At 71.0% G+C, this 24,776-nt stretch carries 18 protein-coding genes and 1 pseudogene; 13 read left to right on the top strand and 6 right to left on the bottom strand.

Going from position 1 to position 24,776, the window contains the following annotated elements; genetic code table 11:
• Positions 1-30 precede the first annotated feature (30 nt).
• A complete protein-coding gene (locus ASE56_RS09240) occupies positions 31-822 on the top strand; it encodes an alpha/beta fold hydrolase (RefSeq protein ID WP_056227635.1) in 792 nt (263 codons plus the stop codon).
• A 36-nt stretch (positions 823-858) separates the two neighbouring features.
• Here ASE56_RS09240 and ASE56_RS09235 read toward each other — a convergent pair whose 3' ends face one another.
• Together ASE56_RS09235 and ASE56_RS09230 are read right to left on the bottom strand one after the other, a co-directional pair.
• On the bottom strand, positions 859-2,871 hold the full coding sequence (locus ASE56_RS09235) for a glycosyltransferase family 39 protein (protein ID WP_056227630.1): 2,013 nt from the start codon (positions 2,869-2,871) through the stop codon (positions 859-861).
• An 82-nt stretch (positions 2,872-2,953) separates the two neighbouring features.
• Positions 2,954-4,621 (bottom strand): cellulase family glycosylhydrolase, encoded by a 1,668-nt coding sequence (locus tag ASE56_RS09230; RefSeq protein WP_056227626.1) that lies wholly within the window; start codon positions 4,619-4,621, stop codon positions 2,954-2,956.
• Between the two features lie 145 nt (positions 4,622-4,766).
• Between ASE56_RS09230 and ASE56_RS09225 the strand changes: the two genes are divergently transcribed.
• The 7 genes and pseudogenes from ASE56_RS09225 to ASE56_RS09195 all read left to right on the top strand — a co-directional run bounded on the left by ASE56_RS09225 (position 4,767) and on the right by ASE56_RS09195 (position 15,904).
• The gene (locus ASE56_RS09225) at positions 4,767-5,237 is read left to right on the top strand and encodes an Lrp/AsnC family transcriptional regulator (protein ID WP_056227624.1); all 471 of its coding nucleotides are present in this window, start codon (positions 4,767-4,769) and stop codon (positions 5,235-5,237) included.
• Complete coding sequence (locus ASE56_RS09220) at positions 5,234-6,628, top strand: aspartate aminotransferase family protein (protein ID WP_056227621.1); 1,395 nt, start codon at positions 5,234-5,236, stop codon at positions 6,626-6,628. The genes ASE56_RS09225 and ASE56_RS09220 overlap by 4 nt, the downstream gene beginning before the upstream one ends.
• A gap of 238 nt (positions 6,629-6,866) precedes the next feature.
• A pseudogene (locus ASE56_RS09215) lies at positions 6,867-8,222 on the top strand (APC family permease); the annotation flags it as partial.
• A 91-nt stretch (positions 8,223-8,313) separates the two neighbouring features.
• Positions 8,314-10,290, top strand: a complete 1,977-nt coding sequence (locus tag ASE56_RS09210) for a glycosyltransferase family 39 protein (RefSeq protein ID WP_056227615.1) — start codon at positions 8,314-8,316, stop codon at positions 10,288-10,290.
• A 43-nt stretch (positions 10,291-10,333) separates the two neighbouring features.
• The gene (locus tag ASE56_RS09205; protein ID WP_056227612.1) at positions 10,334-11,839 is read left to right on the top strand and encodes a DUF3375 domain-containing protein; all 1,506 of its coding nucleotides are present in this window, start codon (positions 10,334-10,336) and stop codon (positions 11,837-11,839) included.
• Positions 11,832-12,560, top strand: a complete 729-nt coding sequence (locus ASE56_RS09200) for a DUF4194 domain-containing protein (RefSeq protein ID WP_056227607.1) — start codon at positions 11,832-11,834, stop codon at positions 12,558-12,560. The genes ASE56_RS09205 and ASE56_RS09200 overlap by 8 nt, the downstream gene beginning before the upstream one ends.
• Entirely contained in the window at positions 12,557-15,904 is a 3,348-nt protein-coding gene (locus tag ASE56_RS09195) for an ATP-binding protein (protein WP_056227604.1), read from the top strand. Before ASE56_RS09200 ends, ASE56_RS09195 begins: the two co-directional genes overlap by 4 nt.
• A gap of 94 nt (positions 15,905-15,998) precedes the next feature.
• Here ASE56_RS09195 and ASE56_RS09190 read toward each other — a convergent pair whose 3' ends face one another.
• The 4 genes from ASE56_RS09190 to ASE56_RS09175 are packed head-to-tail and all read right to left on the bottom strand — an operon-like array spanning position 15,999 to position 18,556.
• Positions 15,999-16,778: a hypothetical protein gene (locus ASE56_RS09190; protein ID WP_056227601.1), complete on the bottom strand. Its 780-nt coding sequence runs from the start codon at positions 16,776-16,778 to the stop codon at positions 15,999-16,001.
• 7 nt (positions 16,779-16,785) lie between these two features.
• Entirely contained in the window at positions 16,786-17,949 is a 1,164-nt protein-coding gene (locus ASE56_RS09185; protein ID WP_056227598.1) for a hypothetical protein, read from the bottom strand.
• A complete protein-coding gene (locus tag ASE56_RS09180; RefSeq protein WP_056227596.1) occupies positions 17,949-18,245 on the bottom strand; it encodes a hypothetical protein in 297 nt (98 codons plus the stop codon). Before ASE56_RS09180 ends, ASE56_RS09185 begins: the two co-directional genes overlap by 1 nt.
• On the bottom strand, positions 18,242-18,556 hold the full coding sequence (locus ASE56_RS09175) for an SAV_915 family protein (protein WP_235556956.1): 315 nt from the start codon (positions 18,554-18,556) through the stop codon (positions 18,242-18,244). Before ASE56_RS09175 ends, ASE56_RS09180 begins: the two co-directional genes overlap by 4 nt.
• Positions 18,557-18,667: 111 nt before the next feature.
• On the opposite strand from ASE56_RS09175, the gene ASE56_RS09170 reads away from it, so the two are divergent.
• The 5 genes from ASE56_RS09170 (at position 18,668) to ASE56_RS09150 (ending at position 24,774) form a co-directional block, all read left to right on the top strand.
• The gene (locus tag ASE56_RS09170) at positions 18,668-20,440 is read left to right on the top strand and encodes a Na+/H+ antiporter (protein WP_056227590.1); all 1,773 of its coding nucleotides are present in this window, start codon (positions 18,668-18,670) and stop codon (positions 20,438-20,440) included.
• Between the two features lie 531 nt (positions 20,441-20,971).
• Positions 20,972-21,895 (top strand): ABC transporter substrate-binding protein, encoded by a 924-nt coding sequence (locus ASE56_RS09165; RefSeq protein WP_056227587.1) that lies wholly within the window; start codon positions 20,972-20,974, stop codon positions 21,893-21,895.
• Positions 21,892-22,932: an iron ABC transporter permease gene (locus ASE56_RS09160; protein ID WP_082450364.1), complete on the top strand. Its 1,041-nt coding sequence runs from the start codon at positions 21,892-21,894 to the stop codon at positions 22,930-22,932. The genes ASE56_RS09165 and ASE56_RS09160 overlap by 4 nt, the downstream gene beginning before the upstream one ends.
• Complete coding sequence (locus ASE56_RS09155; RefSeq protein ID WP_082450363.1) at positions 22,929-23,954, top strand: iron chelate uptake ABC transporter family permease subunit; 1,026 nt, start codon at positions 22,929-22,931, stop codon at positions 23,952-23,954. The genes ASE56_RS09160 and ASE56_RS09155 overlap by 4 nt, the downstream gene beginning before the upstream one ends.
• A complete protein-coding gene (locus ASE56_RS09150; RefSeq protein WP_235556955.1) occupies positions 23,947-24,774 on the top strand; it encodes a siderophore-interacting protein in 828 nt (275 codons plus the stop codon). The genes ASE56_RS09155 and ASE56_RS09150 overlap by 8 nt, the downstream gene beginning before the upstream one ends.
• Positions 24,775-24,776 lie beyond the last annotated feature (2 nt).

Genomic DNA, 24,776 nt, shown 5'->3' with positions numbered 1-24,776 from the left:
GAGCGGGCCCGCTCTGCCAGGATCGGAGGAATGGATGCCGTTCCCGCTCTGACCGAGGTTCCCCCCGCGCAATTCGTCATCGTCGGTGACAACGTGCGCCTGGCCACCTACTCGTGGGGCGACGTCGAGGCCGACCCCGTGCTGTGCGTGCACGGCTTCGGTTCGAGCACGCGCGACAACTGGGTCAACACCGGCTGGGTGCGCGACCTGCTGCGCGCCGGCTACCGCGTGGTCGCCGTCGACCAGCGCGGTCACGGAGCGAGCGAGAAGCCGCACGACGCCGCGTCCTACACGATGCCCACCCTCGTGTCCGACCTCGTCGCCGTGCTCGACACGTACCTGCTCGATCAGGTCCGTTATCTCGGCTACTCGCTCGGCGGGCGGGTCGGCTGGCAGCTCGCCGTCGACGCCCCCGAACACGTCGAGCGGGCCGTGCTCGGCGGCATCCCGGATGGACGCCCTCTCGCCCGGTTGCAGGTCGATCAGGCCCGCGCCTTCCTCGACCACGGTGAGCCCGTTCAGGATGCCACGACCCAGCGCTACGTCTCGCTCGCCGAACGCGTGCCGGGCAACGACCTGCGCGCCCTCGTTGCGATCGCCGAGGGCATGCGCCTCGGCGAGACCGATCCCGACCCCTCGACGCCGCCGCAGCAGCCCGTGCTGATCGCGACGGGCACGGACGACCCCATCCACGACCAGTCGCAGCACCTGGCAGGGCTCCTCCCCCGCGGCGAGTTCGCAGACATCCCGGGGCGGCACCACGTCAACGCCCCCGGTGCACGGGCGTTCCGCGAGGCGGGCATGGAGTTCCTCGGCCGCTGAGTCACGCGGGCCGGATGCTCCGCCCGAGCGAACCGGTCAGCCGCAGTCGTAGACGGTCGTGGGAGCCGAGCTGTCGGTCGCGCAGTGCTGGGTGACCCAGGTGCGGATCTGCGATGAGGCGGTGGTCGTCGACGCGGCCCCCAGGGACGTGCCCCCTCCCCGTTGGTCCCCGCCGATGACGTAGCGCACCTGGCCGGAGTCGACCAGCGCGGTGAAGGCGTCCAGCGTCGGCACGTCGTCGGTGCCGTTGAAGCCGCCGATGGGCAGGAACGAGCTTCCGTCCGAGGCGAGGATCAGGTGCGCCGCGGATTGCGCCCCAAAGGTCGCCGCCAGGTACGTCGACCCCGTGCTGCGGGCCTGCAGCCACGAGACGAGGGCGCTGTCGTCCGTCCCGCCCGCGCCGAAGCCGCCGCCGCCGAAGCCGGCGGGTGCCCCGCCCGCCGCCCCGCGCGTGCGTGCCGACGACGATCCGCCCGGCGCGGCACCGGTACCGCGACCCGCGCCCTGCCCGGTGCTCTGCCCCGATCCGGGCGCCGCTCCCCCGCCGGGCGCCGCGCCGAATCCCTGGCTGCCGCGCCCCCCGGTCGGCATCCCGCCGGCGAACTCCGCTCCCCCGAAACCGCGACCGCCGAAGCCCGCGGACTCGGCGGCCCCGCCCGCGACCGGGTTGATCGAACTGGGGTGGGCGATGGTCACGGCCGACCACACGGCCGGGGTGAGGAGCAACCCGGTCATCACCGCGACCGTCGTGACCGCGCGCCCGCGGTGCCGCGTCGAGAGCAGCACGATCGCGACGACCGCAGCGACGCCCTGCGCGATCGAGACCGGCACGCTGTACCCGCCCGTGGCCAGGCCGATCCCCAGGGCGGTCGAGCCCGCGACAGCGACGATCGCGATCTGCGGCCAGACCCTGCCCGCCCGATGCGCCGCGGCGAGCGCCGTCCCCACGACGAGTGCCAGCGGGACCGCGAGGGCCGCGGTGTAGAACTGGTGCATTCCGGCGACGGTGGAGAACATCGCGGCGAAGGTCGCGAGCCACACGGTCAGCAGCACCGTGAGCGGGCGCGAGAACCGCAGCACCCACAGGACGATGATCCCGACGATCGCCGCGGGGATGAGCCACGCCACCTGGCCCGCGAGCTGGGCGTTGAAGAGGCGCAGCACGCCGGGCTCGCCCGAGAAGGGCGGGGTGAACGACTCGTAGGCCGCGCTGTCGGCCGTGGCCGAGAAGCGACCGAGCCCGTTGTACCCGAACACCATCTCCCACGGGTTGTTCGACAGGGTGCTGCCGATGTAGGGCCGACTCCCGGCGGGGATCATCGAGACGATCGCGACCCACCACAGAGATGCCACGAGGCTCACCGCTCCGGCCAGGGCGAGGTGACCGAGTCGTCGGGCCCAGGGCTGCCGGGTGAAGAGGTACGCCAGCGCCAGGGCCGGCCACACCGCCCACGCCTCGAGCTCGTAGAACTGGAACGACAGGCCGATCAGCGCTCCCGCAGCGATCAGCCACCCCAGGCTCCGCGCCTGCACGGCGCGCACCGCCGCCCACGCGGTGAGGGAGAGGCCGAGGACGAAGAAGGTCTCGGGCTGGTTCGAGCGGGCCACCGCGACGAGGATCGGCGTGACGACAGCGATGCTCCCGGCGATGAGTCCGGCACGCTCCCCCGCCAGGCGTCGGGCGGTGACGGCGGTGACGAGGGCGGCGGCGACGGCGGCGAGGGAGTTGGGCAGGATCACCGCCCAGGCGGAGTATCCGAATGCCCGGACGAAGAGGGCCGGGATCCAGAATGAGCCCGGGATCTTGTCGAGGGTGACGGTGCCCGCAGGGTCCACGGCGCCGAAGAAGAAGTTCGACCACGAGCGGCTCATCGACAGCGCGATCGAGGCGTAGTACTCGCTCGGCGCCCCCGCCCACACCTGCCAGCCGGTGAGGACCAGCGCGCCGAGCCCGATGAGGACGAGACCGACGGTCCATCCGCGGGGTCGTCGCAGGCCCGCGATCAGCGGAAGGGTCGGCGTGGGGACGGGAGGAGAAGCAGCGGTCACCGCCGAATCGTAGGCAGCGCTTCCCTCACCGCAGCCTGACGGAACCTATGCGCCAGCGATGGATGCTCTCGCCGGGCGTGGATCAGGATGCCGACAGGGTGAGCTTCGGAGACGACGGTGCCCGCGTGGCGGCGGCCTGCAGCCCGACCCTCACCGTCTGCCCGGGAGCGAGGGTCGCCGCCCAGTCGGCTCCCGTGCACGTCACGCGCCCGGCCGCGACCGAGCATTTCATGCCCCACGCGTTCGACACCGCGGTGGTTCCGGCGGCGTCGAACGAGACCGACCACTTCGTGACGGGACCTGTCGCCGTGACGGTGAGCTCGGCGACGTACCCCTCGCCCCAGGTGCTCTGCGGGACCCAGGTCGCGGTGATGCCGGCCGAAGCTCCCGGGGCCGTCCCGGCGCCCGGCTTCGGGGTGGGTGCGGGGCTCGGCGGCACCGATACCGAGGGCTTCGGGGACGGGGTGGGCGGCTTTGGCGTCGCCGTCGGTGTGGGTGTCGGTGTCGGCGTGAGGCTCGGCCGGGGCGTGGTCGTCGGGGCCGGGGTCGAGGGAATCGGAGCCGGCTGCGGAGCGGGCGCCGCGACCGGCGTCAGGATCGGCGCGAGCGCGGCCAGCTTGGCCTTCTGCGGAGTGCGCCAGTCGTCGGCGACCAGCCCGCCGGTGTCGCCGCTGTTCGGGTTGAACGACCAGTACGCGTAGCTGATCTTCGTCTTGGCCAGGTACGCCACGAGCGCGTCGAGCCAGGCCCGGTCGCTCGGGGTCTCGAGCTTCGTGCCGAACTCGCCGAGGAGCACGGGCGCGATGTTCTTGCGCACGAGGTAACCCCAGTTGGCATCCCACACCGCCTCGAGATTGGCGGGATACCCGGATGCCGAGAACCAGGGCTGCGCGAAGACGCTGGCGGGGTAGTCGTGCGGCGAGTAGACCACGCGGTTCTTCACGGCGAGGGTCACGGGCGCGGCCCCGGCGTCTTTCAGACCGCCGCCCCACCAGGTGTTCGAGCCGTCGTTCTGTCGCTCCACGCCCTCGACGATGATCAGCAGGCGAGGGTTGACCCCGAGCACGGCATTGCCGGCGCGCGTGGCCGCCGCGCGCCAATCGCGGGCGGGGTCGCCGCAGTTCCAGCACGCGCCGCCGTGGGGCTCGTTGTGCAGGTCGACGCCGATCACTGCGGACTCGTTCTTGTAGCGAGCGGCGAGCATCTTCCAGTCGTCGATCCAGCGTTGTTCGCTGTACTGACCCGTGTACCAGAGCTCGCTCTGCGCCGCCGAGTCGGGGCGGTGGCGATCGAGGATGACCGACAACCCGTGCGCCTTCGCGCGGGCGATGACCGTGTCCATCAGCTGCAGCGGTGTGAGCGACACCAGTCCGGGGTTGACCGCGCCGTTGATCGAGTTCGAGGCCTTCGCCGCGAGGCACTCGTTCGAGAAGGGCAACCGGATGGTGTTGAACCCCATGCCCGCGATCGCGGAGAGGCCGTCGTCGAGCGCGATCGACCACAGGCCGTGCGGGGCGCAGTTCGAGGTCTCCATCCCGAACCAGGCCGTGGCCTTGATGGTGAAGGGGGCCCCGGATGCCGTCACGATCGTCGACCCCTGGGTCGACAGCCACCCGGGCAGCGAGGTCGCAGCCGAGGCGGCCGGAGCGGCGATCGCGGCCGCGGCGACCAGGGTCGCGCCCGCGACGAGGGCCGCCGCGCGGTGCAGCACCCGACGCGTGGACGACCAGTTCGTGCGTTTCGTGGACATCGGCACCCCCGCGGTCATCGTACTGGGGGCAGACGCCCCTGCCGCGACCCCGGCGCGAGGGCGACGGTTTCCGCGTCATTACGGTGTCGTTAATGTCGAGATCATCATTGATCTTGGCGATATCGCGCTGATACCGTCGCCCATCATGACTCCCGTGACCGAACGCAGCCCCGCTCTCGACGCCGCCTCGAAGGCCATCGTCGAGCAGCTGCAGGAAGACGGGCGCCGTTCCTACGCCGAGATCGGCAAGGCCGTCGGCCTGAGCGAGACCGCCACGCGCCAGCGGGTGCAGAAGCTGCAGGACGCCGGCATCCTGCAGATCGTCGCCGTCACCGATCCCCTCCAGCTCGGCTTCGCCCGACAGGCCATGATCGGCGTGCGGGTCTCGGGCGACACCCGCGTCGTGGCGGGGCAGATGACGGCGCTGCCCGGGGTCACCTACGTGGTGTCGACCGCCGGCTCCTTCGATCTGCTCGTCGAGGTCGTCTGCGAGAGCGACGACGACCTGATCGACCTGCTGAACGACCGCATCCGGTCGCTCCCCGACGTCGTCTCGACCGAGACCTTCGTCTATCTCAAGCTCCACCGTCAGCTCTACAACTGGGGAACGCGATGACGCTTTTCGAAACCGACCTCAACACCGACCTCCAGGCCAAGGCCCGCGATCACCTCTGGATGCACTTCTCGCGCCAGTCCACGATGACCGAGGGCCCCGGCGTCCCGATCATCGTCAAGGGCGAGGGCCATCACATCTGGGATGCCGCGGGCAAGAAGTACATCGACGGACTCGCGGGCCTGTTCGTGGTCAACGCCGGTCACGGGCGTCGCCGCATCGCCCAGGCGGCCGCGAAGCAGGCCGAGCAGCTGGCGTTCTTCCCGCTGTGGTCCTACGCCCACCCGGCCGCGATCGAACTGGCCGAGCGACTGGCCGACCTCGCCCCGGGCGACCTGAACCACGTTTTCTTCTCCACCGGCGGAGGAGAGGCGGTCGAGACGGCGTTCAAGCTCGCGAAGCAGTACTGGAAGATCCAGGGCAAGCCCTCGAAGCACAAGGTCATCTCGCGGGCGATCGCGTACCACGGCACCACGCAGGGGGCCCTGGCGATCACCGGTCTTCCCGTCATGAAGCACATGTTCGAGCCGGTCACCCCGGGCGGGTTCCGCGTGCCCAACACCAACTACTACCGGGCCGCCGAGTCCGGCTTCGGCGGGGGCACCCCCGAGGAGTTCGGCCTGTGGGCCGCGGATCGCATCGAGCAGATGATCCAGTTCGAGGGACCCGAGACCGTCGCCGCGGTCTTCCTCGAGCCCGTGCAGAACGCCGGTGGGTGCTTCCCCGCCCCGGCCGGCTACTTCCAGCGCGTGCGAGAGATCTGCGACACCTACGACGTGCTGCTCGTCTCCGACGAGGTCATCTGCGCCTTCGGCCGTCTCGGTCACTACTTCGGCGCCTCGGCCTACGACTACCAGCCCGACATGATCACCTTCGCCAAGGCGGTGACGAGCGGATACTCTCCCCTCGGCGGCACCATCGTGAGCGACCGCCTCTACGAACCCTTCGCCCACGGCGACGCGTCGTTCCCCCACGGCTACACCTTCGGCGGCCACCCGGTGTCAGCGGCAGTGGCGCTGGAGAACCTCGACGTCTTCGAAGAAGAGGGCCTGCTCGAGAACGTCCGCCGCAACTCCCCGGTCTTCCGCTCGACCCTCGAGCGCCTCCTCGACCTGCCGATCGTCGGTGACGTCCGCGGCGACGGCTACTTCTTCGGCATCGAGCTGGTGAAGGACAAGACCACGAAAGAGACCTTCGACGACGACGAGTCCGAGCGGCTGCTGCGGGGCTTCTTGTCCAAGGCCCTCTTCGACGCCGGCCTGTACTGCCGAGCGGACGACCGCGGCGACCCGGTCATCCAGCTCGCCCCTCCCCTCACCCTCGGACCGACCGAGTTCGACGAGATCGAGCAGATCCTGCGATCGGTGCTGCAGGAGGCTTGGACCCGACTCTGACCTCACGGTATGCCGGCGCGACCGATGCCGGCATCCCTCCCCCGCCCGCGAGCCGCGCTCGCCGGGCGGTCTCCATCCCGCTCCCACCCCTGAGCGGTGCTCACGATGCTGTACCCGACACCATCCCGATCGCGCACCCGAGCGCAATCCGCACCCTCCAGGAGGAGCCACGAACGAGAACACCCGCGCCGCCGCCCCCACGGCGAACTCCGGCGCTACGCTCGCCCGCACCCTCGGCCTCTGGTCGATCGTCGGTCTGGGTCTGGGGTACATGACCCCGACCGTCGTCTTCGACACGTTCGGTCTCGTCGCCGACAAGACGAACAACGTCGTCCCGGCCGCGTACGCCGTGGCCCTCGTCGTCCTCGTCTTCACCGCCGTCAGCTACGGCAAGATGGTCCGCGTCATCCCGAGCGCCGGCTCCGCGTACACCTACGCGCGCGAGTCCATCCACCCCGGCGTCGGCTTCGTGGTGGGCTGGACGGCCCTCATCGACTACATGCTGCTGCCGATGGTGAACGCCCTCATCCTCCGCAGCTACATGGAGGCATTGTTCCCCGACGTCCCGGGCTGGATCTGGGTCGTCGTCTTCACCGCGGGTGTGACCGGGGTCATCTACCTGACCATGCGCGGCACCTCGAACGTGAACATGATCCTCCTCGTGTTCTCGATCCTCGTGATGACCGTGTTCGTCGTCATGGTCGTGGTGCAGCTGGTCGGCGGGGCGGGGGCCGGGACTCCGGTGTCGATCGCCCCCTTCGCCCACAGCGACGTGCAGTTCGGCGCGGTTCTGGCCGGAGCCACGGTCGTGTGCTTCTCGTTCATCGGGTTCGATGCGGTGTCGATGTACTCCGAAGAGGCGAAGACGCCCAAGATCATGCCGCGCGCGATCCTCCTCACCCTGGTGGTCGGCGGCCTGATCTTCCTGATCGCCTCGTACGTGACCCAGCTGCGCTTCCCCGACGCGACGGCCTTCCCGCAGGAGGCGATCGAGGACAGCACCCTGCCCGAGATCGGCGTGCAGGTCGGCGGGCCGGTCCTGCAGGCGGTGCTGACCGCCGCCGGGTTCGCCGCGACCCTCGCGTCGTGGTTGGCGTCGCACGCCTCGGTGTCGCGCATGCTCATGGTGATGGGACGCAACAACGTGCTCCCGCGCAAGGTCTTCGGCTACATCAACCCCCGCACCCACACCCCGACGCTGTCGATCGTCATCGTCGGCCTCGTGAGTCTCTTCGCGATCTCGTTCACCCTCGAGCAGATCGCGGCGTACATCAACTACGGCGCCCTGGTGGCGTTCACCTTCGTCAACATCTCGGTGATCGCCTGGTTCGCCGTCCGCAAGGGACTCCGCAAGACCCCGGCCGACATCGCGCGTTACATCGTCATGCCCGCGATCGGCATGCTGCTCACCGGTCTGCTGTGGGTCAACCTCGACATGCACGCCCTCGTGGGCGGTCTGATCTGGACGGGCATCGGGGTGGTGTACCTCGTCGTCCTGACGCGCGGGTTCCGCCGACCCATCGCCTCGTTCGACGAGAACCAGCCGGTCACGGGCGTCTCCAAGACCGTCGCCGGGCCGCGCTCCGAGGTCTGACCGGTCGCCGCTGTGGGTGCGTCATCCACCCACAGCGGCGACATAGGCAATTGATACCCGCTCCCGTTATCGCCGGGGGATTCTGTGCGTCGTGACCTCTTCCGTCCCTCTCGCGCGCTGGTGGCGTGAACCCTGGTGGGCCCGGATCTCGCTGACGCTGATCGTCGCGGCATTCGTCGTGCTCACCTGCTGGAATCTCGCGCGCGGCGGAGACTTCTCGTTCTACGAGGCGTCCGCGCGGTCGATGTCGCAGTCATGGCACGCCCTCTTCTTCGGCGCCTTCGATCCGGATGCCACCGTCACCCTCGACAAGCTCAGCGGCTTCGCCGTGCCCCAGGCGCTGAGCATCCGCCTGTTCGGCATGTCGATCTCGGCGATCGCCCTGCCGCAGGTCGTCGAGGGCGCGGTGACCGTCGTGGCGTGCGCTGTGCTCGCGCTGCGGTGGGGCGGACGGGGCGCGGGCCTCGTCGCGGCGGCCGCCGCCGCATCGACCCCCATCTTCGTATCGATGTTCGCCCATCCGATGGAGGACGGACTGCTGACGATGGCCCTCGCGGTCGCCCTGGTGTGGTGGCAGCGCGCGATCCTCACCTCGACCTGGTGGCCGCTCGTCCTGTGCGCTCTCTTCATCGGTGTGGGATTCCAGGCCAAGATGATGGCCGCGTGGTTCCTGCTGCCCGCCCTCATCGCCGGCACGCTGGCGGCGACCGAGGGATGGCGTCGCGGCCTGGTGCGCGCCGGGGCGCTCACGTGCGCCGCCGTCGTGGCATCCGTCGCGTGGATCACGATCGTCGCGCTGGTTCCCGCGGGCTCCCGTCCTTACGTGGACGGTTCGACGAACGACGACGTCTTCGCGATGGTGTTCGGGTACAACGGCCTGGATCGCTTCGTGCCGGGGGCCGTTCCCGGCTCGGTCGGCGCCCCGACGTCGGTAGGCGGGCTCGGCGCGACCCTCGCCGCGATCGGACACGCCCTGACCACGCACGCCCCCGCGAGCTCGGGGGGTTCGCCGACGCTCACGAAGCTGCTCGAGTTGCCCCTGGTCACCCAGATCGGGTGGCTGTACCCGGCGGCGCTCGCGGGGATCGCCCTCGGCATCTGGCGTCACCGGCCCCGGCGGGGGCGTCCTCTCGCGCGGGCCTCCGCGACGCGCTCCCCCCTCGTGGTGGTCGCCGCCGTGTGGTTCGCGACGGCCGCGGCCGTGCTCACCCTCGCCCACGTTCCGCACACCGCCTACGTGGCGGCTCTCGGCGTTCCGATGGTGCTGCTCGTCGTCGTCGCGTGGGTCGAGGGGGTGCGGCTGCTCCGTTCCGCGCGAACGAGCGTGCGGCTCGTGCTTCCGGCGGTCGTCGTCGTCCAGTCGATCTGGTGGGCCGTCCTCATCGCCGAAGCCCGCCTCCCCGAGGTGTTGCTCATCCCCGCGGTGGCGGTGGGCGCGGTGGGACTCGCGATCGGCGCCGTCGCCGCCCTGTCGCCGCCGGCCGCACTCCCCCGCGTCCGCTGCGTCGCCCCCGCCGCTCTCGCCGTCGCTCTGCTCTCCCTGCCCATCGCGACGAGTCTGCAGGTCATCGACGACGCCCGTGACGGCAGCGGGGGCGATGCCTACGTCGGCGTCACCGCCCGCGGCGGCCACCCCGACGAGACCTTCACGGTGTCGGCGCCGGCGCCCTGGGGCGGTAGTCCGCAGATGAGTCCCGCCGTCACGCAGATCGTGCAGGCGGCCCGCGAGCACGGCGGCGGCGCGAACGGCCTGCCCCTCTTCGTGACCGACTCCTGGGCGCTGTCGTCCCAGGTGATCGACGCCACCGGGGCGAGCGTCCTCACCGACGGCGGCTACAGCGGGCACGTCCCGGTCTTCACCACCGAGGAGCTCGACCAGATGGTCCGCAGCGGCCGCGCGCGGCTCTTCGTCGTGGCATCCGGGGCTCCCGAGGGCGATCCGGTGCGACGGGTGGCGACGGGGCCCGGATGCCACGAGGTCGATGACTGGAACTTCAGCCAGGCGAAGGAGGGCGGCGAGGCCGACAAGGTGACCGGTGCGACCCTTTACGCGTGCACATCGGGGTGACGGCCGCCACGGCGCGCGCCGCGCCGCCGGTAGACTTCAGCCAGTGAGCAGCACCCGAACCGAAGCCGCGTACCTGCGCTCGGTGACGGCGTTCAAGAACCCGACGCTCGATCTGCTGCACGGGCGATTCGCCCCGTTCGTCGTCGCGGTGCTGTCGATCGTGTTCACCCCCGATCGCCCCGCCGTCGCGGTCGCCGACGCCCACGTCGAAGTCGCCGAGGCGATCGACGAATTGCGCGCCGCCGGCATCGACACCGACGACGACCGCCGCATCCCCGCCGGTACCGCGCGCGAGATCTGCCGCGGGTGGGTGCGCGTGGGCTGGCTCGGCCTGCAGATCGAAGACGACGTCGAGGTCTACCGCCTGTCGGCGCACGCCGTCGGCGCCCTCGAGATCGCCGGTCGTGCGGGCGGCGGCCGGGCGCGGGTCTCGCGCTCGCGCGTGCGGACGCTGCTCGACGCCGTCGACCGCCTCGCGCGCGACGCCGAGAGCGATCCCGCGCGGCGCCGAGAGGCCCTGCTCGAGGAACGGGCGGCTCTGGATGCCGAGATCGCGGCGCTCGACGGGGGCGTCGTCGAACCGCTCGACGACGACCACCTGCTCGAAGAGGCCGAGAACGTCATCCACCTCGCGCGCGAACTGCCTGCCGATTTCTCGCGCGTGGCCGAATCCATCGCCGCGATGCAGCGCGACGTCGTGGCCGAACTCCGTCGTGATGTGCGCCCCACCGGCGATGTGCTGCGCGAGTACCTCGAGCGCGGTCGCCAGGTGATGCAGGCGACCCCCGAGGGCCGGGCGTTCCAGGGAGCGCTGCGCCTGATCGGCGACCCCGAGAACATCGACGACCTCACCGACCAGCTGCACGCCGTGCTCACCCAGCCGTTCTCGCGCCTGATGACCCCCGAGCAGCGCGGAGAGCTCGACGCGATCGCCAGGCGCGTCGAGGCCGGCGTGCAGGAGGTGCTCACCGCCCAGCGACGCGCCTCGCACGTCATCACCGCGCAGGTGCGCACGCACGACCCGATCCGCGACCGGCAGGTCGACGATCTGCTGCGCTCGGTCATGGCGGGTCTGCACCGCTGGAGCCAGACCCGCTCCCCCGGTCGCGTCGAACCGGTGCGCACCCTGCCCCTCGCCGACATCGGGCACCTGCGCCGCTCGCTCGGCGACGTGCGTCCTCCCGGGGCGCCGGCGCCGTTGGCATCCGGAGACTCCGACGTCGAGTTCGTCGACGCCGACACGCGCGCGTGGGGCGGCCCGCACTACGCCGAACTCGAGGCGTACGTGGCCACGCTTCCCGGTGGCTTCGACCTCGCGACGGCCTTCGCCGGAGCGGATGCCGAGACCCGGCGCCCGGTCGACCTCGTCGGCCTGCTCGAGATCGTCCACCGCGAGGGCCTGGTCGAGACCGACGACGTCTCGATCGTCGAGGCCGTCCGTCCCGACGGCACCACCCGGCGCTTCGCCTTCGGCGCGGTCATCGCCGCGCCCTCTCGCGTCTCGGACGCGGAACCCCCGACTGCCACAGAAACGGATGCCGATGACTGACATCGACCCGTCCGCCCCTGACACGGACACCCCCGCCTTCATCGCCCCGGTGGCCATGGAGAACGACCCCGACGCGCTGTTCGCGGGCGACCGCGGCACGCTCGACGCCGACGTGCGGCGCGTGCTGGTGCGGATCCTTCAGCGGCGCTTCCTCGTGGCCGACAACTCGCCCGCCGAGTGGAAGCTGCTGCTCGAGCACCAGCAGATGATCGAGTCGCGCCTGAACGACCTGTTCGTGCGCCTCGTCGTCGACCACGCCCGCGGCGTCGCCTACAAGGAGCAGGTGCGCAGCGACGACGTCGACGTGCCGATCCTGTTGAAGGACGAGGCGTACTCGCGCGCCGAGACGCTCGTGCTCGTCTACCTGCGCACGGTGTTCCAGCGCGAGACGACCGCCGGCACGGCATCCGCCCGCGTCGACGTCGAAGAGGTCGAGCAGACCGTGCTCACTTACTTCAGCGAGACCGACGGCACCCGCGCGAGCCAGCAGCGGGCCGTCCGCACCGCGATCGCGCGCCTCGACCGCGAGGGCATCATCGAAGAGGAGTCCGAGGGGCGCTACCGCATCGGGCCGCTCATCGAGATCGTGCTCAGCGCCGAGGTGCTGCGCGATCTGCAGCGGTGGTTGGAGGAGCAGACACGGGATGCCGACACCCCGGCGCCCCTGATCGATGACGCCGAGACCGTGGCATCCGGAATCCTCGAGGAGGAGCGCGCATGACCATGCTCGAGACGCTGTTCGGGCTGATCCCCGCGGCCTCCCGCGGGCAGCAGTGGGTCGCCGAAGACCTGCAGCTGATCAACTGGGGCGGATACGACGGCACGCACCGCGTGCGCTTCGCGCCGACCGCGACGCTGCTGTGCGGCGGATCGGGCTCGGGCAAGTCCACGCTCATGGACGCGTACGTCGCACTGATGATGCCGCACACGACCCCCTTCAACGGCGCCTCGAACGGCGCGGTCGTGGGTCGCCCGCGCGGCCAGGAGCAGCGCAACATCCTCTCCTACGGCCGCGGCAAGCTCGACGAGTCGCGCACCGACGAGGGCACCAAAGTGCGGGTGCTGCGCGGCGACGGGGTCGACACGTGGACCGCGATCGGCATGACCTGGGCCGACCACGACGGCGCGCGCTTCACGGCGGTGCGGGCCTGGTACTTCCCCGCCGCCGCCCGCACGCTCGACGACGCCGTCAAGGTGCGCGCGACCGTGCACGGGGCGTTCGACCTGCGCCAGCTCGAGCGCGCGGCGCAGAGCCACCTCTCCGACTCGGCCGTGCGGGCGGCGGGCCTCGACACCCTCGCGACCGACCGCGAGTTCTCGGCGCGGCTGCACGCCGTGCTCGGCATCGGCGCGGCGGGAGCGGGCTCGAAGGCGATGAGCCTGCTCGCGCGCATCCAGGCCGGTCAGCAGATCACCACCGTCGACGACCTCTACAAGCGCATGGTGCTCGAAGAGCCCGAGACGCTCGCCGTGGCCGACGCGGTCGTCACGCACTTCGACGGGCTCGAGTCGACGCGCACGCGCATGCTCGAGGCCCGCCAGCAGGTGCGGGCCCTGCAACCGATCCGCGGCATGAAGACGCGCATCGACGACGCCGCCGAGCGCCTGCGCCTGATCGACGCGCTCGGGCGCTTCGGCGACCCCGAGTCGCGCGCCTCGCTCTGGCGCGCGCAGCGACGGGTCGACCTGCTCGAAGCGGTCGAGGCCGAGCTGCGCGACCGCACGCACGCCACCGACGCGCTCGTGCGCGAACGCCAGGCCCTCGCCGACGCGGCAGAGGCCGAACGCGAGGCACTGGGCGACGTGCTGCGCGCGGCGGGCGGCGACCGGCTCGACGCGGCGCAGCGCGAACTGCGGACCCTCGAGCGGCGCCTCGCGGGCATGCAGCGCGACCGCGAACGGTTCGAGGCGGCCCTCGCCGTGCTCTCGGTCGAGGTCGCCACCGAGAAGCAGTTCACCGCGCTCGTCGCCGAAGCGCGGCGCACCCTCGCCGACACGGGTGCCAAGAGCGCGGTGCGCGACGCCTTCGTCGCTGCCAGCAGCCGGCACACCGACCTGCGCCAGCAGCTCGCCGCCCTCGAGGTGGAGCACCGACGCACGCAGACCCGCGACGACAACATCCCCCCGCGCCTGCACGAGGCGCGCGAGGCGCTGGCCGAGGCCGCGGGGCTCACCGCCGCCGAGCTGCCCTTCGTCGCCGAGCTCGTCGACGTGCGCACCGAATTCGAACCGTGGCGCGGGGCGTTCACCCTCGCGCTGGGCGGATTCGCGACGACGCTGCTCGTCGATGCCGCGCACCTCTCTGCGTTCCGCGCCGCGATCGACAGCGTGCGACTCTCGGAGCGCCTCCGATTCGAGGGTGTTCCTACCGACCTCCCCGAGCGCGGGGCGCTGGACCCGGCGACCCTGCCCGGGCGCCTGGAGTTCCGTTCCTCGCACTTCACCGGCTGGCTGCAGGACCGCCTCGAGCAGCAGTTCGCGTTCGTCTGCGTGGATGCCGCGTCGGAGCTCTCACAGCACCGCATGGCGCTCACGATCTCGGGCCAGACGAGTCAGGGCGCCCGCGGCGCCCACGGCGGCTCGGCGCGGCAGAGCATCCTCGGTTTCTCGTCCCGCGTGCGCCTCACCGAGCTCGGCGAGCAGATCGTCACCGTCCGGCGCGACCTCACCGCCGCCAAGGCCGCGGTCGACGAGGCCGCCGCCGCCCTCGACGCCTTCGACGACCGGCGCGGCGCCCTTGAGAAGATCGCGGACCTGTCGTGGGACCAGGTCGACGTGGCATCCGTCGAACGCGATCTCGACCGCTGGAACGAAACCGTCGTCGAGGTCACCGCGGGAAACCCCCGCATCGCCGAGCTGCAGGAGCAGATCTCGGGCGCGAAGGCCCGCGTCGCGCGCCTGCGCGAGGAGATCGGCGGAGCCAAGACCGAGCAGCAGACCCTCGCCGCCCGCTGGGCCGAGATCACCGACGACGTGGATGCCGCGCAGATCCTGCTCGAACGGGCCGAGGACCGTGAGATGACGCTCACCCCCGACGAGGTCGCGTACCTCGACGGGCTGTTCGTGGCGCCCTCCGGCGATGACGTCTCGCCCTCGCAGCGGCTCGCGCGGTTCGACGCCGCCCTCGAGTCGGCGTCGAAGCGTCTGCTCGAGGAACAGCGTGCGACCCAGGAGACGTGGAGCGACCAGCGCGAGAGCCTCCGCCGCACGATGACCGCGTTCACCGACCGGTGGCCGAGCCCCAACCTGCTCGCCGACCCCGATGAGGCGCTCGGCGACTTCGAGCGGATCCTCAGCGAGCTCGAGGCCAGCGGCCTGCACGAACTCGAAGCGGAATGGCGCGACTCGCTGCTGCGCCTGTCGGGCAACGACCTCACGAGCCTCGACTCGGCGCTCACGCGCGCCCTGCGCGAGATCCGCGAGCGCATCGCCCCGATCAACGACATCATGCAGGACCTGCCGTTCTACGACGACGACCACCGCCTCCAGATCGTTCCGCGCGAGAGCCAGTCGGAGGTGCGCAAGCGCTTCCGCCGCGAGCTGCGCGACGTTCGCGCGGCGATCGACGCGGCCTCAACAGACGAGGAGCGCGAGGGCGTGTACGGGCGCATGGCGCGGTTGATCAACCGCATCCGCCCCACCGCCCCCGACTTCGCCGACCTCGTCGACGTGCGCAACCACGTGCGGGTCAGCGCCGAGCGCTTCCGCGCCGACACGGGCGAGCACGTGGCGCTCTACGACCACATCGGCGAGAAGTCGGGCGGCGAATCGCAGGAGCTCATCGCCTTCATCGTGGGTGCGGCCCTGCGCTACCAGCTCGGGGACGCCGGATCGGAGCGCCCGCGCTACGCCCCCGTCTTCCTCGACGAGGCGCTCATCAAGGCCGACGCGCACTTCACCAAGCGCGCGATCGGCGCCTGGCGCGGCCTCGGCTTCCAGCTCGTCATCGGTGCACCGAACGACAAGTACAGCGCGATCGAGCCGCACGTCGACGTCGAGTACGACATCCTCAAGGACACCCGCGGGCGCTCGTGGGCGAAGGCGAAGGTGGGCGTTCCGGGCTGACCCGTCGAGCACCCTCAACGGGTTACGCAACCTCCGTCGTCACGGGGGTGTCCCCGGCTGAGGATGTGCGGATCACGGCGGTTATGAGGCGTGCTCAGCCCTCACGAGCGCGGAGCGCGTCGTCGACGCCGCGCAAAGCGACGGTTCCGGGACCCTGGAGGGTCGCGCGAGCTGAGGGCACCTCGCGGAAATATCGCACCACGGTGGCGACCTGATTCGGATCGGATCCGAGCGCGAGCATAGGCGCCTCGACTCGCGGACCGGAACCGTCGGCGATGAGATGCAGTTTCGCGACAGGGCCGGCCCCGACCCCCACCTCGGCGAGTTCGTGCCATGCCCAGTCGACCCGACCACGACCGCGGATACCCCTGAGCCCCTCGGCCGTCACGTGCAAGCCCGCCGGCTCACGCAGACGCACCGCATTCATCACGATCACGCCGACGCCGAGCAGTCCGAGGGCATACGGCGCGCGCGTGAGCAGGAACGACTGCATCGTCGGCAGGTCCGCGATGTCGACCACGATCTGCGCGACCGCGGGTAGCAGCAGCAGGCCGCCGAGCACGAACGGCACCGCGGTCGCGGCCGGCGCCGGATGGAACCAGATCCCGGATGCCGACTGGTCGATGCGTAGGAGGCGTTCCTGGATCGTGCCGAAAAGCACGTGCAGGCAGGCCGCGGCCCCGAGGATGGTGAGGGTCAGCGCTCCCATCACCAAGCGCAGCCCGAGTCGGTCATCGGCCACGGCCATGAGCACGGGCAGCACGGCGAACAGAACTATGACGGCGACGAGCCAGGTGGGGCGCCGGCCGTTCGGGAAGACGGGAATCCGCGGGTCGGGGGACGGAAGTCGGGGAGACATCGTGCTGATGGCCACAGTCAGTTCACTCCTGATTCGGCTGCGATCGGGGGGACGGAGGAACATATCCTTCCAACCGCGGCTGACGCCCGGTGAAGAAGTCGTCGACGGTTTCGCGTGAGTCGAGGGGGACCGCGGCCTCCCACAGCCACCTTGCTCCGGCTCCGATGGCTAGGCCGCCGACGACCGTCCCGCCGATGACCCACCCGACCGGATTACTTCCGAGGGCGGCTGCCGCAGCCCCACCGGCCGCCGCACCTCCCGCACCGCCGGCCATGCCTCCCGCGATCTCCGCGACGCCGGAGCTGAGCGAACCGCCCTCTGCGACATCCGCGGCGAGGGAGACTACGTCGATCACGTTGCCGGCGATGGGGAGCACGCGGGTCACGCGCGACACACGGCCGATCTGCTCCGCCAGCTCCTCCACCCCCGCTCGCATTCCGTGAGGGTCCGCCGCCTCGGCCGCCGCCCGCAGTGCCGGGTTACCGGAACGGAGCTGGTCGCGGAAGGTTTCCGCCGCGGACTGGAGAGAATCGTGGTCTTTGCGCCAGGTGCTCAGCGTCTGATCGTAGAAGCTCTCGTACCCGTCGAGCACGGATGTCGCGAGGGATTCGTTGCCCTTGGCCGCGATGGCCGACACCGTGCCGGCGAGCTTCTGCAAGCCCTCGACACGAGCGATGAGCGGAGCCATGTGCTCCCCGACCCACGCGTCGAGTTCGCCGGTCATCGTGCCGATCTGCGCGCCGAGGTCGTTGTAGCTCGCGATCAGCGAGACGTACTGGTCATACGCCTCGAGGTCGGCGTCCGGCGCGCCGGGACCCGGGCAGTACGACAGGGACGTCGTCGGCGGCAGCACGGTCGTTCCAACGACGGCGAGGCCGACGGCATCCGCTTGAATGCGGAGCGTGGCGACGTCTTCTTGCGCGCGCTCTAGTCGAGCGGAGTATGCGCGGAACACCTCTGCCGCATCGCTGAGGTAGCTTGACACCCCATCCGCTCGGTTGCGGATGTCGCCGACCACCGACCTCCACGCGGTTCCCGCTTCGCCCGTCCAGTAGTTGTTCGAGTCACCCCAGAGGTAGGTCAGCTCGAGGTCGGCGCCCGTGTACGCCTCTTTCACGCGCTCGAGCCACTCCGCGACGGCGCGCACGCTCGCCGGGTCGCCGGGAATCCTCGCGTCGATCGGCATCAGTCCGCGAGCCCCTCTTCGAGTCGAGAGATCTCGCTCTGCATTTGATCCTCCGTCGCCTGCACGTCGTCGAGCACGCTCTCCGTCACCGCACCGACGAGGCGCACCGCCCCGGCGTACTCATTTGCCGCCTCCGCCGCAGCGCCGGCGATAAAGCCGATGAGCGCGGAAGCGGCCCCGCCGTCGGCCGCGGGCGGAAGGGAGGCCAGCGCCGCGTCGAGACGGTCGACTTCGTCGACGACGAGACCCATCCGCCGCACCATGTTGTCGCGGTCGACGTAGATCGCGTCACTCATCCGAGTCGCCCTCCCCGACGTGACTGAGGGGGTATGTCGAGGTCGAATGCGACGACGTCGAAGGGCTGCATCTGCCGAATGCGATCGAGCTCCGAGGTCATCAGCAGCATCCACGGTTGTTCGCGCCCGCATGCGTCTGCGAGCCTGTCCAGCGCCGTGTACGCGAGCAACCCGCGCCGACCGTCGACGAGCTTCTGAACGACAGCCAGTTGGCCGCGCCCCTCGGGATCACTCACCAGGGGCAGGTAAAGGGCGGGCGGCACGATGACCTCCCGCCGCATCGTGTCTCCCCTGTTTCCGCCGAGCGACATCAAAGATCCCCCATCTCCGAACCGTCCGGACAGTTTAGTGCGGGCAAGAGATCGGGAATGTCCGCGACCCTCTCTACGCTGTGCTCAGGGGCACGGCGGAAGGCGGCAGGCATGCAAGGACTCGAGATCACGGTTCTGCTGGGAGTGGCGATGCTCGTGGGCACCGTCCTGGCTCCCCGGCTGCGCGTCGCGACACCGCTGGTGCTGCTCGTCATCGGCCTCGCTCTCGGCTTCATCCCCGAGCTGCGCCAGATCGAACTGCCGCCCGAGACGGTGCTGCTGCTGTTCCTCCCCGTCATGCTGTTCCGCGAGGCGTGGACGACGTCGCTGCGGTCGGTGCGCCGCTCGCTGCGCTACATCATCCCGATGAGCACGCTGCTCGTCGTGGCATCCGCCTTCGCCGTCGCCGGAGTCGCGACGCTGATGGGCGTGCCGTGGGAGGCCGCTCTCGTGCTGGGCGCCGCGGTCGCCCCGCCCGACGCCACGGCCGTCGCCGCCCTCGGCCGCCTGCTGCCCGCCAAGACCTTCATGAAGCTCAAGGCCGAGAGCCTGACGAACGACGGCACCGCCCTCGTGCTCTACGCGATCGCCGTCGCTCTGCTGCTCGGCGATCAGATCACCCCGCTGCAGATCACCGGCATGGTGCTGCTGTCGTACCTCGGTGGAGCCGCCGCGGGCATCGCCGTGGCGGCCGCCGCGTTCTTCGCCCTGCGGCGCATGCAGTCGACCCTGACGATCAACCTCACGATGGTTCTGGTGCCGTTCGTGTCGTTCCTGATCGCCGAGCTCATCGACGCCTCGGGCGTGCTCGCCGTCGTGTTCGCGGGCCTCATCATGGCGTGGGTGTCGCCGCGCATCACGACGGCGATGTCGAGAAGGGCGGCGGATGCCACGTGGCCCTTCGGCGTCTACCTCCTCAACGGCGCCCTTTTCGTCCTGATCGGGCTCGAGGTGCAGCTCGTGCTGCACGAGATCTCGGGGTCGGAGATCGGCATCCTGCTGCTCGTCACCGTGGCCGCGTGGATCGCCCTATTCATCGTGCGGTACCTGTTCCAGTGGATGTTCTCGCCGTTCTCGCGGCCCGCCGCGGGATCGTCGCGGTCGCTGCGGCATCGATCGCGCATCGTCAGCACCGTCGCCGGTTTCCGCGGAGCCGTGTCGCTCGCCATCGCCCTGTCGGTGCCGGTCACCACGGCTGCGGGCGACCCGGTGGCCGGACGCGACGCCATCGTCTTCGTCACGGCGGGTGTCATCGTGCTCACCCTGCTCGTGCAGGGGCCGCTGCTGCCGGCGGTCATCAAGTGGGCGAGACTCCCCACCGACGACGCCGCGATCGAAGAGTACGAGTTGGCGGAGCGCGCGATCTCGGGCGCCGCCCTGGCGGCCCTCGACGATCTCGCGGCCGAGCACGGCATCAGCGACCGGGTGCGCGACCGCGCGCGCCGCGAGGGCTACGAACGGCTCGAACTCGCCAACGCCCGGGCGGTGGCACGGCAGCGCGCGATCGAGGAGCGCGACCTCGCCGAGCTCGACGCCTCGTTCGACGACGCCTCGTCGACCGGTCCCGTCCCTCCGGACGGACCCGACCTCGATCAGCGCCGCACCGAACGCGCGCCACAGGGCACGGACGACGACGGCACCGCCCTCACCGGCCCCCTCCAGATGATCGCGGTCAGTGACGACATCGACGTCACGCAGCGTTCTCCGCTGCTGCGACACAAAGAGGCGCAGCGACTGCGTCTCGCCGTCCTCGAACGCAAACGCGAGGTCTTGCTCCGCCTGCGCCGCGAGGGCACGATCGACGACCTCATCGCGCGGAAGATCCTCGCGGGCCTCGACCTCGAAGAAATCCGCGCGCGCGGTATCGAGAAGGCGAGCGACTAGCCGCGGCGGGGCGGTCCGAGCCCCACTCCCGCCACCCGGCGGCCTCCTCCCGGCTTTCTCCCGCCGCCCGGCGGGGACGCGCACCGGGAGCCGCGCCGCACGATCGAAGCGGACGCGACGCGGCGTCCCCGACGAGGAGTCACCGTGACCGTTTCCGGCACCCTGCCCCGCCCACCCTTCGACCCCGAGCTCGGCCCCATGCTCGAGGTGAACCGCCCAGGAGGACGACCGTCTCGCAAGAGCGAATCGGGCTCAACCCCCGGATCTTCAAGACGTGGGTGCGTTGTGACGAGGCCCATTCTGGGTTCCCCCTACGCCGTGTACGCCAGCCGGCCGCGCCGCCCGATCCGCTTCACGCCATCTTCGAACTGAACCATCCGAACGCCCCCATTTGTGTGTGGCGATCACCGTATCAGGACCCACGGACACGGAAGGCCGGTCACCTCACCCTGAGGCCCACTCAGCCTTCTAGTAAGGTAACCCTTGCCTAACCTAGATCCACGGCGTCCCCTTCCGAAAGGACATCTCGCCATGCCCTCGCGCCCCTCTTCCCGCCTCGCCCTCGCCGCCTTCGCCGGACTCGCCCTCGTGCTCTCCGGGTGCGCGAGTGGCGCGGCATCCCCCTCCGATTCCCCCGACACCGCGACGCACGAGGTCACGCACGCCCGCGGCACCACCACGGTGACCGATGCTCCCGAGCGCGTGGTCACGCTCGAGCCGCTCGAGCTCGACACCGCGGTCGCGGTCGGCATCACCCCGGTCGGCGCCGCTGTCGCCAACATGGTCAAGGGCGTGCCGAGCTACCTCGGCGTCGAGGGTGTCACGCCGGTCGGCACCGTCAGCGAGCCCGACCTCGAGGCGATCGCGTCGCTCGAGCCCGACCTGATCCTCGGAACCGAATCCCGCCACTCGGCCCTCTACGACCAGCTCAGCGCGATCGCCCCGACGGTGTTCATCGCCACGCAGGCCGATCCCTGGCGCGACAACGCGGCGCTCATCGGCGAGGCTCTCGGCCGCGAGGACGAGGTGAAGAAGGCGGTGGATGCCGTCGACACCCGCTGCGGTGAGATCAAGGCCGCGCATTCGCTCGCAGGCAAGACCGCCGAGATGATCCGCCCGCGCGATGAGACGACGCTGAGCCTGTACGGCCCGGTCTCGTTCGCCGGGAGCCTGCTCGAGTGCGTCGGCTACACGATCCCCGACCACGCGTGGGAGGACGGACTGCAGGCCGACATCTCGCCCGAGAACATCGCCAGCGCCACTGCCGACGCCGTCTTCGTCACAACCACCGACGTGGCCGACCGCTCGACGATCCCGGCCGCGATCGCGCAGAACACCGCGGCATTCCCCGTCGTGACGCTCGTCGACACGAGCACGTGGGTCGCGGGAGTCGGCCCCAAGGGCGCGCAGTCGGTGCTCGACGACATCGAGACCTTCCTCGCCTCCGCGAAATGACGGCCGCGCACGTGCAGGCGGCGCCCGCCGCCCGGCCCGCGCGCATCGGCAGGACCGCCGCCGCAACCCTCGTCCTGGCGGCGGTCCTCGCCCTCGCGATCGCGCTGTCGCTCATGATGGGCGCGAACCCCCTCCCCTGGTCGGCGGTCTGGGCCTCGCTCACGGGAGCCGGCACCCCCGACAGCGACTTCGTCGTGCAGGGACTCCGCGTCCCCCGCACGATCGCCGGGCTCGTCGCCGGCGCCGCGCTCGGGGTGGCGGGCGCGCTCATGCAGTCGTTCTCGCGCAATCCGCTCGCCGACCCGGGCATCCTGGGCGTCAACGCGGGGGCCGCGTTCGCCGTCGCTCTCACGGTCGCGGTCTTCGGCATCCAGAACTCTTTCCTTCTGGTGTGGCCCGCGTTCCTGGGGGCGCTCGTCGTGACCGTCGCGGTGGCGGCCGTCGGCTCGGCGGGGCGCGGGCGAGCCGACCCCATCCGCCTCGTGCTCGCGGGGGTAGCCGTGGGAGCCGTGCTCTCGGGTGTCACCTCGGGCATGATGCTCAGCGATCCCGACGCGTTCGACACCATGCGCGGGTGGAACGCCGGGTCGCTGCTCGGCCGCGGGCTCGAGGTCATCGTGCCGGTGGTGCCGTTCGTCGTGGTCGGACTCCTCGTGGCATTCGCCCTCGGCCGTCCCCTCAATGCGCTGGCGTTGGGCGACGATCTCGCCCGGGCACAGGGCACGCGCGTCGGGGCCGCGCGGGTGGCATCCATCGCCTCGGTGACCGTGCTCGCGGGAGCCGCGACCGCCCTCGTCGGTCCCCTCTCGTTCGTCGGGCTGATGGTGCCGCACGTCGTGCGATGGATCGTCGGACCCGATCAGCGCCGCATCCTGCCCCTCAGCGCCCTCGCCGCACCGATCGTCGTCCTGCTGGCCGACGTGCTCGGCCGCGTGATCATCGCCCCGGCCGAGGTGCCGGCTGGGATCGTGACCGCGTTCGTCGGCGCTCCCGTCCTCATCGCGCTCGCGCGACGACGAAGGGCCCGCGCACTGTGACCGCCGTCCTGAGCCCGCCGCGTCTCGCGGGTGTCCGTCTGCGTCCCCGAAACGTCGTGGTGGGAGCCGCCACCGTCGCCGCCATCTTGACCCTCGCGGTGCTCTCGCTCGGGTGGGGCACCTACCCGGTGGCCCCGGATGCCGTGATCCGCGCGCTCCTCGGAAGCGGCACGGCCCTCGACACCACCGTCGTCGTCGGGTGGCGGCTGCCCCGCGTGCTCGCCGCCGTGACCCTCGGGGCGCTCCTCGCGATCGCGGGGGCACTGTTCCAGACGGTCACCCGCAATCCGCTCGCCAGCCCCGACATCCTGGGGCTGTCGAACGGCGCCTTCACGGGCATGCTGATCACGCTCGTGCTCGTGTCGTCGTCGTGGCCCGCGCGGGCGGCGGGCGCGTTGGTCGGGTGCCTCGCGGCATCCCTCCTCATCTGGCTGCTCGCGTATCGCGGGGGCATCCAGGGCTTCCGGCTCATCGTGGTCGGCATCGGCGTCTCGGCCATGCTCGCCTCACTCAACACGTGGATGCTGCTGCAGGTCGAGCTCGAGACCGCCATGTTCGCCTCGGCGTGGGGGCACGGTTCACTCAACGGCGTGACCGCCGACGCGCTCGGCGGGGTGCTGCTGTGCGCGCTGCCCGTCGCCCTCGCGGCGTTCGCCCTCGTCCCATCGCTGCGTCAGCTCGAGCTCGGCGACGACCTCGCGACCGCCACCGGTGTGCGCCCGCACCTCGTGCGCAGCGTCGCCCTGCTGATCGGGGTGGTGCTCGTCGCCGCGGCCACCGCGATCGCCGGGCCCATCGCCTTCGTGGCGCTGGCGGCTCCGCAGATCGCGCGGCGCCTCGCACGTTCGCCATCGTTGTCGCTCACCCTCTCGGGGCTGGTCGGGGCGCTGGTGCTCTTGGCATCCGATGCCGTCGCCCAGCACGTCCTGCCGGTCACCCTTCCCGTGGGCGTCGTCACCGTCTCGGTGGGCGGCTCGTACCTCATCGTCATGATCGTCTCGGAGATCCGCCGCCGTGCCTGACATCACCGCCCCCCTCACTCGCCCGTGGGAGTACAGCGCCTTCGCCGTCGAGGTCAGCGCGCGCGAGACGCTGTCACCGAACTTCCTGCGCCTCACGTTCGCCGGCGACGCGCTGCATCACTTCGCCCCGTGGGGCGTGGATCAGCGCATCAAGCTGGTGCTGCCCCTGCCGGGTGGAGGCCTCGCGGACATCGGCCTGCTGGACGAGCCGACGCCGCACCCGTCCGAGTGGTACACGCGCTGGAAGGCGCTGCCGGTCGCGGAGCGCAACGTCCTGCGCACCTACACCCCCGCGGCGATCCGTCCGGACGCCGGTGAGATCGACGTGGACTTCTACCTGCACTCCCCCGAAGGGCCTGCCTCGCGGTGGGCGCGCGCCGCGCGCGTCGGCGAGTCGGTCGTGATCACCGGGCCCGACGCGCGGAACGGGTGGACGGGATACGGCATCCACTGGCAACCGCCCGTCCTCGGCACGTTCCTCCTCGTCGCCGACGAGACCGCGATCCCCGCGGTCCGCAACATCGCGGCGGCCCTCCCGCCCCAGGCCCGTGGCATCGCGATCGTCGAGATCGGCGACGCCGCAGACGACGTCACCGTCGCCCGACTCGGCGATGCCGTCGACGTGCGCGTGGTCGCCCGTGGCGAGACAGAAGCGGCCGTCCGCGCCTGGGGTTCCGCCGGAGCCGATTACGCCTGGCTCGCCGGGGAGGCGGCCGTCGTGGCCGCCTCACGCCGCGTGCTCGTTCGAGAGCTCGGAATGCCGCGCGAGCGCGTGTCGTTCCTGGGGTACTGGCGCGCGGGAGGGGCGCTCGTCGACTGAGC

Origin of the sequence: Microbacterium sp. Leaf203, assembly GCF_001421275.1 — a bacterium.
Taxonomy (GTDB): domain Bacteria; phylum Actinomycetota; class Actinomycetes; order Actinomycetales; family Microbacteriaceae; genus Microbacterium; species Microbacterium testaceum_A.
This window is presented reverse-complemented; position numbering and strand designations above follow the sequence as displayed.